23 protein-coding genes and 1 pseudogene are annotated in these 15,980 nt (G+C 63.6%); 12 read left to right on the plus strand and 12 right to left on the minus strand.

Going from position 1 to position 15,980, the window contains the following annotated elements:
- Nucleotides 1-78: 78 nt before the first annotated feature.
- Both E5A74_RS20830 and E5A74_RS06255 read right to left on the minus strand, forming a co-directional pair.
- Entirely contained in the window at nucleotides 79-234 is a 156-nt protein-coding gene (locus E5A74_RS20830; protein ID WP_166745665.1) for a hypothetical protein, read from the minus strand.
- Nucleotides 231-824: a transglutaminase-like domain-containing protein gene (locus E5A74_RS06255; protein ID WP_240699687.1), complete on the minus strand. Its 594-nt coding sequence runs from the start codon at nucleotides 822-824 to the stop codon at nucleotides 231-233. The genes E5A74_RS20830 and E5A74_RS06255 overlap by 4 nt, the downstream gene beginning before the upstream one ends.
- 139 nt (nucleotides 825-963) lie before the next feature.
- Between E5A74_RS06255 and E5A74_RS06260 the strand changes: the two genes are divergently transcribed.
- Nucleotides 964-1,506: a transglutaminase N-terminal domain-containing protein gene (locus tag E5A74_RS06260; RefSeq protein WP_135983409.1), complete on the plus strand. Its 543-nt coding sequence runs from the start codon at nucleotides 964-966 to the stop codon at nucleotides 1,504-1,506.
- Here E5A74_RS06260 and E5A74_RS21360 read toward each other — a convergent pair.
- Nucleotides 1,493-1,621, minus strand: coding sequence for a hypothetical protein (locus E5A74_RS21360; RefSeq protein WP_276469517.1), 129 nt, complete (start codon nucleotides 1,619-1,621; stop codon nucleotides 1,493-1,495). The two genes, E5A74_RS06260 and E5A74_RS21360, sit on opposite strands and share 14 nt — an antisense overlap.
- Before the next feature lie 696 nt (nucleotides 1,622-2,317).
- Here E5A74_RS21360 and E5A74_RS20835 point away from each other — a divergent pair.
- The 4 genes from E5A74_RS20835 (at nucleotide 2,318) to E5A74_RS06275 (ending at nucleotide 6,116) form a co-directional block, all read left to right on the plus strand.
- On the plus strand, nucleotides 2,318-2,485 hold the full coding sequence (locus E5A74_RS20835) for a hypothetical protein (RefSeq protein WP_166745666.1): 168 nt from the start codon (nucleotides 2,318-2,320) through the stop codon (nucleotides 2,483-2,485).
- A 153-nt stretch (nucleotides 2,486-2,638) separates the two neighbouring features.
- Nucleotides 2,639-3,760 (plus strand): extracellular catalytic domain type 1 short-chain-length polyhydroxyalkanoate depolymerase, encoded by a 1,122-nt coding sequence (locus E5A74_RS06265; protein WP_135983410.1) that lies wholly within the window; start codon nucleotides 2,639-2,641, stop codon nucleotides 3,758-3,760.
- Between the two features lie 47 nt (nucleotides 3,761-3,807).
- Nucleotides 3,808-5,046 carry a cation:proton antiporter gene (locus E5A74_RS06270; protein WP_338111813.1) on the plus strand — a complete coding sequence of 413 codons (1,239 nt, stop codon included), beginning with the start codon at nucleotides 3,808-3,810 and terminating at the stop codon, nucleotides 5,044-5,046.
- A 68-nt stretch (nucleotides 5,047-5,114) separates the two neighbouring features.
- Nucleotides 5,115-6,116 carry a sensor histidine kinase gene (locus E5A74_RS06275; protein ID WP_135983412.1) on the plus strand — a complete coding sequence of 334 codons (1,002 nt, stop codon included), beginning with the start codon at nucleotides 5,115-5,117 and terminating at the stop codon, nucleotides 6,114-6,116.
- Nucleotides 6,117-6,140: 24 nt separating this feature from the next.
- Here E5A74_RS06275 and E5A74_RS06280 read toward each other — a convergent pair whose 3' ends face one another.
- Nucleotides 6,141-6,380 (minus strand): DUF6894 family protein, encoded by a 240-nt coding sequence (locus E5A74_RS06280; RefSeq protein WP_420822485.1) that lies wholly within the window; start codon nucleotides 6,378-6,380, stop codon nucleotides 6,141-6,143.
- Nucleotides 6,381-6,512: 132 nt separating this feature from the next.
- On the opposite strand from E5A74_RS06280, the gene E5A74_RS06285 reads away from it, so the two are divergent.
- Nucleotides 6,513-7,553, plus strand: coding sequence for an alpha/beta fold hydrolase (locus tag E5A74_RS06285; RefSeq protein ID WP_135983414.1), 1,041 nt, complete (start codon nucleotides 6,513-6,515; stop codon nucleotides 7,551-7,553).
- A gap of 352 nt (nucleotides 7,554-7,905) precedes the next feature.
- On the opposite strand, the gene E5A74_RS06290 is transcribed toward E5A74_RS06285, so the two are convergent.
- Nucleotides 7,906-8,679, minus strand: a complete 774-nt coding sequence (locus tag E5A74_RS06290; protein WP_135983415.1) for an alpha/beta fold hydrolase — start codon at nucleotides 8,677-8,679, stop codon at nucleotides 7,906-7,908.
- Nucleotides 8,680-8,884: 205 nt separating this feature from the next.
- On the opposite strand from E5A74_RS06290, the gene E5A74_RS06295 reads away from it, so the two are divergent.
- From E5A74_RS06295 to E5A74_RS21425, 3 genes are all read left to right on the plus strand, one after another.
- On the plus strand, nucleotides 8,885-9,424 hold the full coding sequence (locus E5A74_RS06295; RefSeq protein ID WP_135983416.1) for a hemerythrin domain-containing protein: 540 nt from the start codon (nucleotides 8,885-8,887) through the stop codon (nucleotides 9,422-9,424).
- A gap of 136 nt (nucleotides 9,425-9,560) precedes the next feature.
- A complete protein-coding gene (locus tag E5A74_RS06300) occupies nucleotides 9,561-9,833 on the plus strand; it encodes a UvrB/UvrC motif-containing protein (protein WP_135983417.1) in 273 nt (90 codons plus the stop codon).
- Nucleotides 9,830-10,147, plus strand: a complete 318-nt coding sequence (locus tag E5A74_RS21425) for a DUF3253 domain-containing protein (RefSeq protein WP_166745667.1) — start codon at nucleotides 9,830-9,832, stop codon at nucleotides 10,145-10,147. Before E5A74_RS06300 ends, E5A74_RS21425 begins: the two co-directional genes overlap by 4 nt.
- On the opposite strand, the gene E5A74_RS06310 is transcribed toward E5A74_RS21425, so the two are convergent.
- The 6 genes and pseudogenes from E5A74_RS06310 to E5A74_RS06325 all read right to left on the minus strand — a co-directional run bounded on the left by E5A74_RS06310 (nucleotide 10,053) and on the right by E5A74_RS06325 (nucleotide 12,476).
- Complete coding sequence (locus E5A74_RS06310) at nucleotides 10,053-10,319, minus strand: antitoxin Xre/MbcA/ParS toxin-binding domain-containing protein (RefSeq protein WP_135983419.1); 267 nt, start codon at nucleotides 10,317-10,319, stop codon at nucleotides 10,053-10,055. The genes E5A74_RS21425 and E5A74_RS06310 overlap by 95 nt on opposite strands.
- The gene (locus E5A74_RS20840; RefSeq protein ID WP_166745668.1) at nucleotides 10,319-10,489 is read right to left on the minus strand and encodes a hypothetical protein; all 171 of its coding nucleotides are present in this window, start codon (nucleotides 10,487-10,489) and stop codon (nucleotides 10,319-10,321) included. The genes E5A74_RS06310 and E5A74_RS20840 overlap by 1 nt, the downstream gene beginning before the upstream one ends.
- Before the next feature lie 297 nt (nucleotides 10,490-10,786).
- Nucleotides 10,787-11,071: a hypothetical protein gene (locus E5A74_RS06315; RefSeq protein ID WP_135983420.1), complete on the minus strand. Its 285-nt coding sequence runs from the start codon at nucleotides 11,069-11,071 to the stop codon at nucleotides 10,787-10,789.
- A 120-nt stretch (nucleotides 11,072-11,191) separates the two neighbouring features.
- Nucleotides 11,192-11,392, minus strand: a pseudogene (locus E5A74_RS06320) (type 1 glutamine amidotransferase family protein); the annotation flags it as partial.
- A gap of 128 nt (nucleotides 11,393-11,520) precedes the next feature.
- Nucleotides 11,521-11,673, minus strand: coding sequence for a hypothetical protein (locus E5A74_RS20845; RefSeq protein ID WP_166745669.1), 153 nt, complete (start codon nucleotides 11,671-11,673; stop codon nucleotides 11,521-11,523).
- Complete coding sequence (locus E5A74_RS06325; RefSeq protein WP_240699688.1) at nucleotides 11,670-12,476, minus strand: transglutaminase-like domain-containing protein; 807 nt, start codon at nucleotides 12,474-12,476, stop codon at nucleotides 11,670-11,672. Before E5A74_RS06325 ends, E5A74_RS20845 begins: the two co-directional genes overlap by 4 nt.
- A gap of 113 nt (nucleotides 12,477-12,589) precedes the next feature.
- On the opposite strand from E5A74_RS06325, the gene E5A74_RS06330 reads away from it, so the two are divergent.
- The 3 genes from E5A74_RS06330 to E5A74_RS06340 all read left to right on the plus strand — a co-directional run bounded on the left by E5A74_RS06330 (nucleotide 12,590) and on the right by E5A74_RS06340 (nucleotide 14,069).
- Nucleotides 12,590-13,027, plus strand: coding sequence for an alpha/beta hydrolase family protein (locus tag E5A74_RS06330; RefSeq protein ID WP_166745653.1), 438 nt, complete (start codon nucleotides 12,590-12,592; stop codon nucleotides 13,025-13,027).
- Between the two features lie 484 nt (nucleotides 13,028-13,511).
- Entirely contained in the window at nucleotides 13,512-13,718 is a 207-nt protein-coding gene (locus tag E5A74_RS06335) for a cold-shock protein (protein WP_135983423.1), read from the plus strand.
- 87 nt (nucleotides 13,719-13,805) lie between these two features.
- The gene (locus E5A74_RS06340) at nucleotides 13,806-14,069 is read left to right on the plus strand and encodes a hypothetical protein (protein WP_135983424.1); all 264 of its coding nucleotides are present in this window, start codon (nucleotides 13,806-13,808) and stop codon (nucleotides 14,067-14,069) included.
- A gap of 376 nt (nucleotides 14,070-14,445) precedes the next feature.
- On the opposite strand, the gene E5A74_RS20850 is transcribed toward E5A74_RS06340, so the two are convergent.
- The gene (locus E5A74_RS20850; RefSeq protein WP_166745670.1) at nucleotides 14,446-14,592 is read right to left on the minus strand and encodes a hypothetical protein; all 147 of its coding nucleotides are present in this window, start codon (nucleotides 14,590-14,592) and stop codon (nucleotides 14,446-14,448) included.
- Nucleotides 14,593-15,980: the final 1,388 nt, after the last annotated feature.

The following is a 15,980-nucleotide window of genomic DNA, read 5'->3' on the forward strand; positions in this document are numbered from 1 at the left end:
GCTCGCCCAGGTCAAGCGCGACGGGAACGCAGCTTCTGGCGAGCCTGGATAGACGGATACGGGCTGCCGCCCGTAAGCTCACAGGCCCGGCGGCGCCCGACGATCCTCGTAGATGCGATTTTCCTTGCGCACTCGACGACGGTATGAGCGATCGCGCGCATGATAGGTTCGGTACGCCACGAAGCTTGCCAACAGCAGCGTCAAGACCAGCATCATGCTGTAGGCGATGATCAATCGAGGTTCCATGCTGCATCCTTTGCGTAGAATTCGAGGTTCTGGCTGGCCGCGGAGACGGTGACCTCGACCGTCATGCCGAGAAAGGCATCAGCCGCGCCAATATACCGGCCGTCCACCGGGCTCAGCTGACCGGTGCTGCGGCCGACGGCGACGGGCACCAGATGCGCCTCGCCCATGCGCCCGTTGGTGGGATCGAACGCAATCCACCCCGCGCAGGGCAAATAGACCTCGGCCCACGCGTGCGTCGCGCCATGCTGGTTGTCTCGATCGGCGGGATCGCCCGAAATCGGCGGATCGAAGAGATAACCCGACACTGCGCGCGCGGCGAAGCCGAGGTGCCGGACCGCCTCGATGAACAGCGTGGCGAGATCGCGGCACGAGCCCGAAGCGAGATCGAGTGTCAGGTGCGGAGGCTGCGTCCCGACTTCGTCGCGCGTGACATAGGTCATGCCGATCCGCGCGGCCGCGTTCACGTCCTGCAGCAGTGACAGCGTGTCGGTATCGCCACCAAGCACCAGCGCGCGCGCCCAGTCGGCAAGGCATTGCAGCCGACCTGCGCGAAGATCGGAAGCTGTGCACCCGCGCATTCGCCGAGGCGCAGGTTGCGCGGAGCGAACCGCCCGCGGCCGACCTTCGCGAGCTGAGCGAAAATCCCGACAGGGGACACGCCGACCGCGGGTGATGCCACGCTCGGGGCTTCGAGTCCTTAATTCAGGAGGTGACGGAATGAGGCTGCAAATCCTGCATGTCACCACCTATGCCTACCGGGCTCCCGTCGCGCTTCTCGCACATCGTATGATGCTGAGCCCGCGCGGCTCGCATGCACTCCGTCCGATCTCCGCCGACCTCAGCTGCGAGCCCCCGGCGGAGTTCGAGTGGGCGCAGGATGTCTTCGGCAACCTTATCGCCACGGCATCCTTCCCAGACCCCACGGCGCGGCTGGTGATCACCAACCGGGTGACAGTTGAACAGACCGCTGCCGCATGGCCCATCCTCAAGATTGCGCCGCATGCGCACTACTATCCGTTCGACTATTCGCACGAGGAACGCACCGATCTGGGTGCATTGCTGGTTCCCGAACATCCCGACCCGGAGGGCCGGCTTCCTTCGCCCAGGCGGCAGCGGCAGCGTTCGCGACCAGCCGGACATTGTCGAGCGTGGCGGCGCGGGCAAGCGCATGGTGATGCGCTTCCTGGGCGCGGCAAAGGATCGAGGACGGCTGCATGGAGCGGGCCTTTCGGTTTGGGGGAAGAGGTCAGCCCTTCTTGAGCGGCTGAGCCTGTGGCGTGCCCTTGAGCGAGGGATTGGAAGCGTTCTGCTTCGGCGGCTCCGGCTTCTTCGGCTTCCGCGCCTCGCGGTTGCCGCGTTGTTGGCCCTTGGCCATGTCGTGATCTCCTTGATACGGGCCCGGCGGGCCGGGGATGACGCTCAGCGGCCGAACAGCGACAGAATCGGACGAACTGCAGCTACTTGGCGACCGCTGCGAACCTGCGCGGCAGCCTTCGCGTCGATGCTCGGGCTGCGAACATGGCTGATGCGTGGTGCGGGCCGGGCGAAACGGGCATCGGGGATGGAGGGCATGAGAAGGCTCCGCGTCAGAGCGGGAGCATGAAGCACTCTCAGTCGCGGCCAAGCTCGAGAAGACGGCCTGCGATAACTGTAATGTGGGGACGGACACACTGCAGCGCTACCCCCTTTGTCGAATCTGCGAATAGTTTGAGCCGTGTCCTTGTGACTCAATCGACCGGACACAACATTGTCGGGGCGATCCTGAAGCTGAGTGCGTCGGCCTTTGAACCGCGCTGCACGGCGACCAAGGTGACAAGCTGATGTTCCTCGACGACCGCGACGCACAGGCCGGCGAGGAACTGCGGTTGCCCTGGACCACGCCACCATCAAATCAAGGGTCGGCCGAATGCCGCTGGTGCTGGCGGTTCGTATACAGGCCGGCGCTCCCTTGCTCGATCAAGGTGGTTGCCGGGCTCGCCGAAATGCGGACGTCGTCAGGGCTGGGTGATCGATGCAAATGGGAGCTTGCTACCAGAGCGTCGCCTGACGCGGCCTCCGCGGAAAAGCCCCTGTGACCGACAAGCACCAGCGCTGGACACAAACGGACATCAACGATCTGCGGAGTGGTGTCGCTGGCGGCGTGGAAATCGAGGGCATAGCCGAGGCGCTCGGGCGCACCGTCGAGGACACCCGTGCGATGGTCCTGCGCCTTCGTCTACGCATCGAAGGCCGCAGCTAGCGTTTTACAATCGCGGCGCGTCGGCGTTGATCGAGAAATAGTTCGCTTGCCGCCTTGTCGGTAGCACGCCTGGCCACGACATTGTGCAGTGCAGCAATTCACTCCAGGATTGTACGCACGTCAGGGCTTCCGCCGTGGCCAGGAGACCACCGCGTGCGAAATCTGAACGATACCCTGAACCGCCTTTCCGCATTGCGAAGCAAGATCGCACCCGGTGCGACTGGGTGCGCCGGCGCAGATCGGCTCTCCGACCTCCCCGCGTTCAGCTCCAATCCGGGCGCGCTTCGAGGTCGCTTCTATGTTCCTCAGTCGCTAGGTTCGTCCGCGGCCCTCGTGGTCGTGCTCCACGGCTGCACCCAGAACGCCGCCGGCTACGACCACGGATCGGGCTGGTCCCAGCTCGCCGACGAACAGGGGTTCGCCCTGCTCTACCCGGAGCAACAGCGCTGCAATAATCCCAATCTCTGCTTCAACTGGTTCAATACGGGCGACACGCAGCGCGATTGCGGTGAGGCGCTGTCGATCCGTCAAATGGTCGCGGCGATGGTCGCGGAGCACGCAATCGATCCCGCCCGCATTTTCGTCACCGGACTTTCGGCAGGCGGCGCGATGACGTCGGTCATGCTCGCCACCTATCCCGACGTGTTTGCCGGTGGCGCGATCATCGCTGGCCTTCCCTATGGCACGGCCGCGTCGATTCCCGAGGCCTTCGATCGCATGCGAGCGCATGGCGGGCCTCCGGCGGCAGCGCTTGGCGGGCTTGTAACCGGTGCATCACCACACAAGGGCCCATGGCCGAGGATCTCGGTGTGGCATGGCGACAGCGACGCGACCGTGAGCCATGCGAATTCGGCGCTGATCGTCGAGCAATGGCGAGCCATTCACGGCATCGCGTGCGAGCGGACCGCCGTCGAGCACGTCGACGGCCATCTTCGCAATGTCTGGCGCGATGCCCATGGGCGCGACGTGATCGAGGAATATTGCATCGGCGGCCTCGGCCACGGCACTCCGCTCAGCACCTCGGGCGCCAATGCCTGCGGGGTCCCTGGGCCGTACATGCTCGAGGCCGGAATTTCCTCGACCCGGCGCATCGCAAGTTTCTGGGGTCTGGTCACGGCGCAAGCGGAAAGGCGACCGGAGCCGGCGCTGCTGCCAAGCCCGGGCATGGCCGTGCCCGCCAATCATCGCGAAGCGCAGTCTCGGCCCCAGAGGGCCTCCCGCCACGTTGAACGCATAATCGAAGATGCATTGCGCGCCGCGGGCCTGATGCGCTGAGCGCCGCGGCGGAAGGAAATTCGTTGGAGCTTTCGCACCACTTGTACGTGCTGCTGCTCGCAGGGGGCGGCGTGCTGGTGCTGTTGACGGCGTGGTTGCCGATGCTGCTGCGCAGGGCACCGCTGTCGCTGCCTATCCTGTGCGTGGGCGCGGGTGCTGCGCTGTTCGCGCTGCCCCCACTTCGACCCTTCGCGGTTCACCCGCTGCAATTCCCGGTCCTGGTTGAGCGACTGAGCGAACTCGTCGTCATCGTCTCGCTGATGGGTGCAGGTCTGAAGATCGATCGGATGATCGGACTGCGCAGCTGGATGCTGACCTGGCGGTTGCTGGGGATCGCGATGCCGGTCACCATGGTGATCGTCGCGGGGCTGGCCTTGGGGCTGCTGGGACTTAGCCTGGCGGCGGCATTGCTGATCGCGGCGGTGCTCGCGCCGACCGACCCGGTGCTTGCGAGCGACGTCCAGGTGGGCGGTCCCGGCGAAGGGAAAGAGGACGAAGCGCGGTTCGCCCTGACGTCGGAAGCCGGTCTCAACGACGGCTTCGCATTCCCCTTCGTCCATCTTGCGATCGCTCTCAGTGCTGCATCGTTCGGGAGCGGCGATCTGCTCGCGTGGTTCGGGCACGACCTTCTGTGGAAGACACTCCTCGGGGCGGTCGGGGGCTACGCCATTGGACGCGGGCTCGGCTATCTGACTTTCCACCTGCCGATGCGGGCGAGCCTGTCTCGCACCGGCGACGGCTTCGTGGCGCTGGCCGTGACGCTGCTTGCCTATGGCGTGGTCGAGATATTGGGCGGGTTCGGCTTCCTGGCGGTCTTCGTGTCGGCGCTGGCGCTCCGCAACGCCAGTCGCGAGAATGACTATCACGACCGGCTGCATGACTTCGCCGAAGAGGCGGAGCGGCTGCTGATGATGTTGCTGCTGGTCCTGTTCGGCGGGATCGTCGCCTTCGGCGGCCTGCTCGCTCCGTTCGACGCGTCGATGCTCGTGTTCGTCGCCGGCGTCCTGCTGGTGGCGCGCCCCGCCGCGGGCCTGCTCAGCCTGGTCGGATCGAAGCTGCCCTGGCGCGAGCAGCTGGTGATTTCCTTCTTCGGCATCCGCGGGATGGGCTCGATCTACTATCTCGCCTTCGCGCTGAATCACGCCTCCTTTGCGGAGCCTCAGCGGCTCTGGGCGATGGTGGGTGGCGTCGTGCTCGCCTCGATCCTGTTGCACGGCATCACCGTGACACCGGCGCTGCGGCTGCTCGATCGCTGGCAGCGACGCCGCGGCGAAATCTCTTCGTGAAGCCGAACCCGTTTGTGCGTAGAAGTGCAGCGGGGCTGAACGGCTTGCTTGCTCCAGATAGGACATGGATGGATATCGAGGCCCAACAGGCGCACCACTGGCGTACGGACCAGCTGCGGCTGGCGGTGGAGGCTGCGGGCATTGCGCTGTGGGCGTGGAACGTCGACGACGACCGATTCCAGATGGACCCGCGCGGCTTCGACCTGTGGGGCCTTCCCTGGCGGGGTTCAGTCACCTTCGAGGAATTGTCGGCGCGCATCCATCCCGCCGATAGGGATCGTGTTCGCGCTGCGTTTGCCGCGACGCGTGCCGTGCTCGGGTCCTATGAGACGGATTTCCGCATCCTGATCGGGGATGATGTCCGCTGGATCGCCGCCCGCGGCCAAGGGGAGGATGCCGGAATTCAGGAGCGAACGATGTTCGGCATCTTCCTCGATGTCACCGGGCGCAAGCAGGCCGAGGAAGGGCACGAACTGCTGGCCGGGGAAATGAGCCACCGGGTCAAGAACCTTCTGGCGATCGCCACCGCCCTCACTTCTATCAGCTCACGATCGAGCGCCACCGCCGAGCAGATGGGACAGGAATTGGCCGGGCGCCTGGCGGCCTTGGACCGCGCCCACGATTTGGTTCGGCCGCTCCCGTCCGATCACGGCAAGGCGGCGCTGCTCGGCGATCTGATCTCGATCATTCTCGCTCCCTACGACGACAAGGGCCTCTTCAGCGGGCGCATCCGCGTCGCCGTCGGCCGGATAGGCGTCGGCGAAGGCGCCGCGACCAGTCTGGCCCTGATCCTGCACGAGCTTGCGACCAATTCGCTGAAATACGGGGCGCTGTCGGTTGCGAGCGGTACCCTCGACGTCACCGCGACCGCGGCGGGGGATGAGCTGGTGCTGGTCTGGCTGGAGCGTGGCGGGCCCGCGGTCAAGGAGCCGTCGCAATCCGACGGCTTCGGCAGCAAGCTGATCGAGCGCTCCGTATCGCGCCAGCTCCGCGGCTCTATCGAATATGATTGGTCCGAAGGCGGTCTGATCGTCACGCTGCGAGCGGATCGCGCCCGGCTGAGCATCTAGGCGTGAGGCCCTGTCCGGCACGACTCACGGCTGGATCGTAAGGGCCTCTGCGAAGGGTACCGCCGCCAGCGTGGTCCCGTAGCTGTCCACAATCTCGATATGGCAATCAAGGCACAGGTAACCGCTGGCGACCTCGTTGCCCATGATAGCGCGAGCGGCAATCACTGCCTCCTTGAAAGCGGCCTCGAACGAGGGAAGCTCCCGGCCCTCCTCGTCGATGAGGCTCACGCCGCACTCGTGGAGGTGGAAGTAGAAGCGGTGCATTGGTGCCAAGCGTCCGACACCGAGAAAATCTCCGCCTTTTGACGTAGGTTAGGCAAGTTTCGTGGCTCCGGGCACGGGCCATACATCGCAATCGAAGCGCAACTTTGTGCACTGCACAATGGTTCTCTACCAATGAAGCATAAAACCAAGCACTCCACGCGCCCGCCGACAGGCAAGCGCCCGATCTCTCCTCGTGCCAGCTTCGTCTCACGCCAAGCACAGGGGCTGGGCATAGGCGCGGCCGGGCTGCTGACGAGCGCGCTGGTCAATCAGGTCAACCGGCGCCGGGCCGAGACGAAGACGCCCCCTGCGGGCGCCTTTATCGAAGTCGACGGCATCCGACTCCATTATGTGGACCTTGGGGAAGGGCCGGCTGTCGTGCTACTGCATGGCAACGGCGTGACGCTGCAGGATTTCGAGGCGAGCGGCGTCCTTGGCCTCGCTGCCGCCAAGCATCGCGTCATCGCTTTCGACCGGCCTGGTTTCGGATATAGCAACCGGCCACGATCCACCGTCTGGACTCCAGCGGCGCAAGCCGACCTTATAGCGCGCGCTCTGGCGCAGCTGGGCGTGCAGCAGGCCGTCGTCCTGGGCCACAGCTGGGGTGCGATGGTAGCGTTGGCGATGGCGCTCAACGATCCTGCGCTCGTCAGCGGGCTGGTGCTCCTTTCAGGCTATTATTACCCCACGGCGCGCCCCGATCCGCTGCTCGCCTCGCTCTCGGCCCTTCCGGTTGTCGGCGACCTGATCGCGATGACGGTATCGCCGCTTCTCGGACTCGCGACCGGCCCGGCGGCGCTGAAGTTCAGCTTCGCCCCCGCGCCGGTGTCCGAAAAGATGGCCGATTTTCCCATGGGCCTGGCTCTGCGCCCGTCGCAAATGCGCGCTGCGGCCGCCGAAGGTGCGATGATGGTGCCCGCAGCGATCGCGCTGGCCCGCCGATTCGGCGAGCTAACCTTGCCGGTGATCGTCATGGCGGGAGAGGGCGACCTCGTCACGCATGCGGCGAAGCACGCTGAACGGCTTGCCGGTGAGTTGAGCGGTGCCGAGCTGCGCATAGTGCCGCATCAGGGGCATTTTCTGCATTATGCTGTTCCCGAAGAGGTTGTGGCTTCCATTTCCGCACTGACCACAGGACCGGCAGAAAACGCTAATAAAGGGAAGGGCTCGTGAGGCCGTTCATCTAGCATTTCCCCTCGTGCCGACTAGGCAGTGAGCGACCGCGACCGAGCGAATGCGGAAAGCTCCAGTGCAGGGGTCCATGACCCGAGCAGTCTAGCACGATCGAACGACTGCTTTCAGGAATGAACTGGCCTGGTCGGAACGACCACAATTGGGGCGCTTTGCCGACCGGCAGCTCATCCCTAAACCAGCTCGGCGGCTCTTGGGCCGGTTGCTGACTGACGGCTTTCAGCCCGTTCGGCATCGATAGCGGACGTTAGGCTCCAAGAGCTGCACCTGCACGCCGGGCCGCTTTTGCCTCACCCGACCGGTGTGGGCTATCGAACCGGTCTCAGCGGTCCGATCACTCTGTTGCGGCAAGGATGACGGAAACCGTCTCGTCCGGCTGATCCCACATCGGAAAATGCCCGCTGGCCTCGAACCAGTGCAGATCGGCGGAAGGAAAGGCGGCTTTTGCCCGCGCTGCCTGCTGCGGCAGACACAGGCGGTCGTGCCTGCCCCAACCGATCAAGATACGACGGGCAGGATCAGCAGCCGGGCCGGCTTGCTCTGGTCCGTTCGCAAGGTCACGCACCAGGGCGTCGAACGTCGGCGTTGTACTCAGGCTTTCCAGCTCCGTCGCAACGACCTTCGGATCGAGCGCCCAAGGACGGGCCGACAGCTGCGCCAGCAACGCCGTGCGCGATGCGGCGTTCTTGCTCAATATCGGCAGGAGGGGCCGGATTGCCCGAAGCAGCCGCCCCGAAACGCCAATGGTGGTCTTGAAGAACGTGCGCTCCCAACCGCGCCAAAAACCGCCTGGATCAAGTGCCACCACATTGCCGACGCGGCCACGCCGGGCGAGCTCAAGCACGATCCGCGCGCCCATTGAGCTTCCGACGACGTCGACGCCCTCCAGTCCCTTGTCCGCGATATATCGCTCGACGCTGTCGACGAGGCCCTCAAAGGTCCCGCTATCGGGCTCTGCCGGTGTGGCTCCATGCCCCGGAAGGTCAACCGCAATCACTGTTCGTTCGGCGCTGAGGAGCCCCATGATATTGCTCCATGACTGCCAGCTCCCGCCGAGACCGTGAACAAGAAGCAGCTTGCGGCCGGCGCCGCGTTGGACCTGATTCATTTGGGAACTCCGATTGGTCGCCACTGAACAATCGGGAGCAGCTTTCGGCCCAAATCCAACCGCGAGCCCATACGGGGCGTGTGCACTTGCCGCAGGTTAGTGAGATATAGCCGCCAACGCGGTTTGAAGAGGGGAACATGCCTCGGTCGCACTGGTTCTACTCCTTGAGAAAACAGCCGTTTTTTCCTCAACAGGAGGAATTTGCATGTCCGTGCTCGACCAGATGATCGCTGCTGTCACGCCCCCGGAAAGTGACGAGGCGCGGCAGGAAGCGCGCGCGAAAGCACGGGCCGTCGCTGGACCAGGCGGATGGTTCGCTACGATCCTCGATCATCATTTGCTGCTCGAAGATGCGTTCGCGGCGACCAAGGCGGCGAGTAATGCAGCTTTGCGCACCACTGCGCTCAAGCATCTTGGCGTGATCCTGACGGGCCATGCGATCGCCGAGGAAGCGGTGGTCTATCCCGGCCTGGGGGAGGCGGGCGAAAAGGGCCATGCCACGATGGGCTATAACGAGCAGGTGATGGTGAAAATGCAGATGGCCATGCTCGAAAAGCTCGATCCGATGAGCCAGGATTTCGACGACAAGCTCGAGCATATCCGCGGCGCTGTCGCGCACCACATGTACCAGGAAGAGGGAACGTGGTTCATCGAGCTGTCGGAAAAGGCGCCGGCGGCGGATCAGGCAATGATCACGAAGCGATATCAGGAGGAATGGTCACGCTATGTCGGCGCGGATGCCTGATACGGGCGATGAGTTTTCATACTGCTGATACATGGGCCGTCCCGCGAGGGGCGGCGTTTCTTTACCCATAGTTTGCGTTGCACCACCGAAAAGCGGCGCAATGCCGCCTAAAGTTGCAGCGGCGCGTTGCGTGGTGATGACCGATACCATCGAGGATCTCCAATGCAGGATGGACGCGGCGGCGAGTGCTCTCGATTTCGAGGAGGCGCGGCGTATTCGTGACCGCATCAACCTGATGCGAGGCGGAGCAAGTACTGGAGAGGCCGCACAGGCCGACACGTCGGGTTTGGTCCGCCAGCAGCCGGGCGCCATGGGACTTGGCACAAGCCGACAGCGGCCAATTCCCCCGCCAGGATGGAAGCCGCCGTCGAAGCCCGATCTCAAGACGTCCGGCCGGAAACGGAAATGACGATCGACGTCGCAAGTGTCGCCGTGGTGCGCCTGCTCGCCGAACGTGCGTCCGGGGCGACGATGTGTCCAAGCGAGGTCGCACGAAAGATCGCAGGAGAAGCGTCTGGTATGATGAGGCGGATTGGCGTAGAATACGGAGAGCATTGGCGGACGTCCTGCGCCCCGAGAAGCGAAATTGCGCACGTACAAATTGCGCGCTACCGTATTGACTTCGTGACTAGCGCAGCGCTGCTGCGACACGCTCCGCGCCCGCCTCGTCGAAGCTGGCGATGTCGATCGGCCGGCCTCCCAAGGCGTCATCAACCCCATTGAGAAAACGCAGCGCAGCCTCGCGGTCGGGGAAATACTGGAACGCCAGCAATGCGATCCGCGACTGCCGCGCATGAACCTCGGGCGCCAGCTTCGTGCGCGGCGATGCCCGGAAGCGCCTGCGGGCCACCTCGTCGGACGCGGTTCCAACCGCGATCTGCGTGATTGCCCCCATTAGCGCGCAATCGCCGGGATGCGGGCGCCAAGAAGCTGTTGCAGATCGCGAATCCGCTGCGCGTATTCGGTCGCAAATGCGCGGTGCGAAGCCCTTGAAGCGACGCACGGCGTCGCCTCGGCGCGCATCAACGATATCTGATGTCGGGAGAGGAGATAGTTGAGATCCATAGTCACGCCTCGTTCAATGCAAGCGAGAACATGACGGACCCAGTCACCGGCGCTTACAGATCGAAAGCCGCTGATCATACCGATATGGGGACGCCGCACGCGCTTCGCAACCACTGTCGGTCCCAAGGCTGCGGATACGGCGGGAAGCCTCGGCCCGGCCGGATCGTTCGACGCACCCCCGCCGCCCGCGTCCAGAAGCCAGAACATGGCACGCCCCGACACCGCATGCAGCCTGCCGATCAGAATCTCGGATGCTCGTTTGCCCCGATCAGATCGCACGAACCGCGGAATGCGTAGTCACCGGTGCGGCGGTACGCTCGGCAGATCGAGGCAGTAGCCCAGAACGCGCGCTATCCGCACAGTTGCAAGATAGTCCACCTGGAGTCTTCCCTTAACGCGAACCCAGATGCGCTCGCCGACCATGTCCTGCGATGCGACCCGCGCGAAATGCTCGGTCGGCGTGATATCGATATGTGCCGATTCGATCACCTGCTCGGGTATTGCCGCCGCTTCGAGCTGGAGCAGGACATCGGTCGGCTGCTCGAACCAGTAATCGAGGCTGGCCTGGATCGCGAGGCTCACCGCAGCGTCGCTCGCTCGAGGCGCCGGGCATTGCTGGTCGCGGCGCAGTGATCGAGCGCATGCAACCCCCACCACGCCCCGGCCGACAACAGTCCGGTGATGCCCTTCCTCAAGCCGAGGTCACGCGAGCAGTCGCAGCAACGGTTCGCGGGCGTAGAAGCGTTGCGACGCGGCTTTCACAAATGCGCTATCGAGTCCGGTGACCCCGTCGTCGGGAACCACACCCGCCTTGTCGAGCAGCGGCTGCGCCGCGTCGCTCGCACCGATCGCCTTCAGGTGACCGAAGGCGTTCATCACGAACTCGACCGCAGCACCTTCCTTGCGATTCTCACCATGGTCTTGTTCTGGACGCTCAGCTTGATGCGAAGCCTCGCCTGCCCGATCAGAGCATGATGGTGCCGGCTCGGCTGACCCCGAATGACGTGTCGCCCTTAGCTACCTCGGCAGAGTCAGGGCCGCGGCGACTGGCTGCCGTCGTAAACGCTCCTCTCCTTCCGCAATCGACGGCGGTAGGTGCGCGCGTGCGAATGGTAGATGGCGTAGCTGACACCACCTGCTGCCAGAAGCGTCATGATCAGCATCAAGGCGTAGGCGATGATCAATCGAGTTTCCAAGTGCCATCCTTTGCGTTGGGATCGGCACGGTTCGCGATCGAGACCGTGACCTCCACCGTCATGCCGAGAAAGCTGTCCGCCGCGCCCACATAGCGGCCGTCGACCGGACTCAGTTGCGCGATGCTGCGGCCGACCGCGACGGGAACCAGATGAGCTTCGCCCATGCGGCCATTGGTGGGATCGAACGCGATCCAGCCTGCACAAGGCAAATAGACCTCTGCCCATGCATGCGTAGCACCGTGCTGGTCGCTCGCGTCACATGCGCCATCCGAGACCGGCGGATCGATTAGATAGCCGGAGACAGCGCGGGCGCCGAAGCCGAGATGCCGCACACCGTCGATGAACAGCGCGGCAAGGTCGCGGCATGAGCCCGATCCGAGATCGAGTGTCTCCTGCGGCGACTGCGTGCCTGCTTCCTCGCGGGCGATATAGGTCATGCCGATGCGGGCGGCTGCATTCACGTCCTGCAGCAGCGACAGGGTGTCCGTCTCGGCGCCGAGCACCAGCGCGCGCGCCCAAGCCGCGAGCCGTCCGTCGGGATCCGGATGCCCCGGCATCAGCAGCGCGCCGAGGCCCAGCCGCTCCTCGTCCGAATAGTCGAATGGATAGCGGTGCGCATGCGGCGCGATCTTGAGGATCGGCCAGGCGCTGGCAGTCTGTTCGACCGTCACCCGGTTTGTGATCACCAGGCGTTCCGCCGGAAGTGCAAAGGAGGCCGTTGCGACAAGGTTGCCGAAGACGTCCTGCGTCCACTCGATCTCGCCCGCGGGTTCCCTATGGCACGGCCGCATCGATCCCCGAGGCGTTCGATCGCATGCGCGCGCATGGTGGCCCCCCTGCGGAAGCGCTTGGCACCCTCGTATCCGCTGCATCATCACATAACGGCCCGTGGCCCACGATATCGGTGTGGCACGGCGACCGCGACGCAACCGTGAGCCACCGGAATTCTGCGCGCATCGTCGAGCAATGGCGTTCGATCCATCAGCTCACGCGCGAGCCGAACGCGGTGCAGCGCATCGATGGCCATCTCCGTCGGGCGTGGCACGACACCCACGGTCGCGAGGTTGTGGAGGAGTACTGCATTACAGGTCTCGGTCACGGCACCCCGCTGAGCACCTCGGGCGCGAACGCGTGCGGCACCGCGGGGCCGTACATGCTGGAGGCCGGGATTTCCTCGACGCGCCGGATCGCAGATTTCTGGGGCCTGATCACCGCACCGGCCGAAGAGCTGCCTGAGCCTGCGCCTCAGTCTCGCGGTGCGCCGCCCCGATCAAGGCCCGCTCCCGGCGGCGTAGGAGGCGTGATAGAAGATGCCTTGCGCGCCGCCGGCCTGATGCGGTGAGCGCAGCGCCGGACGAAAGTCAATGGCGGGCCTAAATATCGACAGGGTGAGCGGACTGCACAACTGCGCGCTACTAGCTACAAGCCGTCGTCATTCTGATCGCCGCAGTATTAGCGCCCTCGACACGTAGCGATCGTGTGCGGCATCGAACGGAAGCCATCGGCGCCACGCCACCAAAAGCCTCCGGTCTGCTATTTACTCAATTCTAGGCAGTTGCGGGGAGGTATCTCCATTCGACCGCCTGCGCGCCGATGCCGCGGTGGTTAATGTTGAGGGGGGCGCCTCCCTCTCAGACGGTTCTGTAATGAACTTGGCGCTACGACTTACAATCGCCGTCGGGCTTCCCATATCGGTGAGGCTGACGTCGCATGCGACGGATATCGGGCCGCTTCAGCTCCTCCCCATGTCCCTTTCTAGCCTTACCGAAGCCGGGATGCGCCGCTGTTGGCGCACGCCCGTCATGCATGGGACAAAGGATACCCATATGATCACCGGCACCGTGAAATTCTTCAACAACGACAAAGGTTTTGGCTTCATCGCGCCGGACAGCGGCGGGGGTGACGCCTTTGTCCACATCTCGGCCGTCGAGCGTGCAGGCATGCAAACGCTCGATAAGGATCAGCGCGTTTCCTACGATCTCGAGACCGATAATCGGGGCAAGACTTCGGCGATCAATCTTCAGGCCGCCTGAAGCTTAACGGATCGGGCGGGCACGCAGGTGCTCGCCCGAGCATTTCAGATTGAGTGGGGAAGCCCGCTCCAGTGAACGGAGGGCGTCTTGTCAAGAGCGATCAATCTCAGTGCCGCCAGAGACCATGTTCTCGCCACCTGCGCCAAGCGAAAGATCGGCATCAGAGACCATGTTCTCGCCACCTGCGCCAAGCGAAAGATCGGCATCAGTGCAATCGAAACCCTGCAGTCCGGCGGAACGCGCGTGGTCATGAACAATGCCGATGATACCGCAATCCTCGCCAAGATATATGGCCGCAAGGTGATTGCCGGTGGTGTCTTGCGCGTGCCCACGCGCATGGGAAGGCTATAGGACGGGAATGATGAAGTTCGCCTGCGGTAGCACTCGCAACCGTTCGCCGCGGCGCGCATTGGTATCGAGAACGGCGGCTATCGCACGAACGGCGGCTTTCGGAATCACCGGCGACCAGGCTGAACGTCCGCAATTGGGGCGCGTAGCAGTCGACGGCCGCCGAGGGCCGAAATCGGGCCGCCAGCTGCCAGTCCGCTTATGACTTGAGAGCTTTGATAGCTGCCATTCGTCGGCGCACGAACGGAGTGACCACTAACGCAACGGTTGCGGACGTTTTGGCCCAATGCTGTCATTCGATAACAAAGTCTACGTTGGAGATGCCCGAACCTAGTTGCGTCGGTCGACGACATAACCACTTCAATTTGACCAACTGGGATCAACCGCTCACCACCCGATCTCGGACATCCCGGCGGCGAAAGCGGACGCCAAAAGCCGCCTGACCACTGATGCCCTGCTTGCGGACAACCATCGTAATGATTGTCGCGATCGTGCCGAACAAGGTACCTTCCAGCCATTCAACCACGGCGACGACGAACGCTCGAACCGGCAAAATCCCTCAGCGTGGGCAGTGGGACCACGCCACAGTTGAGGCCAGAAACGCGGCTGCAAAAAATCGGTGAATCCGGCATCTGCCTACCATGCGCACAGCTCTGGGGCGGAGCAAGGGAGACTTCGCGCCTAACTGCTCAATAACTATCCAAAAAGTGTTGCGCAGGGACAGGGCTTCCGCTCACATCGTTCGCGAAACGAAGACCGATTCGCCACGGGGTTCGCGCGAAATCACGACAACCTATCGAATTCGAAATCTTACGGCGGTCGGCATATTGCTAGACATGGGGGAATTCTCGAATGGATTTGCGGTGTTCCGTGCGCGGCTTGTTGCGCGCTTCCGGGCTAACAGCGAGCGCGATGGGTGCTCTGGCGCTCCTGTCGGTGGACGCGCGGGCGCAAGAGGCGACGACCTATTCCTACGATGTCTTGGGGCGGCTGGTGAACTCGAGTACCAGCGGCGGGCCAAACAACGGAGTCGCCACGGGCACGTGCTTCGACGCGGCGGGGAACCGCACGCAATATGTCGTCGGGGCGGCAGGCGCTCTCTGCACGACCGCCCAGGCCAGCACGGTCGCGCCAATGGCCTCGCAAGCCCCCCCTCCCCAGCAATCCAACGCGGCTCCGCCAACGCCGCCTTCAGCAGCTCTTTCACCTGAGCGCTGAGGGAAGTTGGGAAGGCAGGGAGGGAATGATGCTTAAATCAGCGTTCGTGGCCGTTTGCGCATTGATGGTGGTGTTGGTGACCTCGTCTGGCGCTCATGCCCAAGTGGGGATAGAGCCACCCCCACCGGCTGACACGCAAAGCGCAACGGGTGTAAGCTTCGAGTCTGGCGCGTTTTCTTATGACATCACGGATCTGGCGATCGGTGGTCCTGAGCCAGATGAAGGACTTGCGCTAACCCGCAGATATTCAAGCAACCTGAGCGTCGCGTTCAGCAGCGGTTATAAGGTCCAGGGATGGACGCATAGCCTGCATGCCTCTGTCTCGACTAAGAAGCTGCCCACGAGCGGGCGCCCCCCGCTTCCGGGACGGGAACCATATCTCTACAGCGTGTCGATAGGGAACCGGTCGGTGGGCTTCCTAGGCGGTTCAAGCAACCCCACCGGAGGGCTGGTGGGAACATACACCCCAGTCTTCGGCGGAAGCGAAAAGCTGGTGTATTCAGGTACTGAGCAGGCTGGAACTTTCACCTTCACCGACAAGGATGGGACCATCGCTGTCATAACGGATTTAAGAGTTACGTCCTTGACGTATCCAAGTGGCGTGACTCTGACCTATAATTATGACGGACAAGGACTTCTGAAGAGCATTTTCAGTACCCGAGGTTATGCCTTATTGTTTGAAGGTGCTGGGCGATG

Origin of the sequence: Sphingomonas naasensis, from assembly GCF_004792695.1 — a bacterium.
Taxonomy (GTDB): domain Bacteria; phylum Pseudomonadota; class Alphaproteobacteria; order Sphingomonadales; family Sphingomonadaceae; genus Sphingomonas; species Sphingomonas naasensis.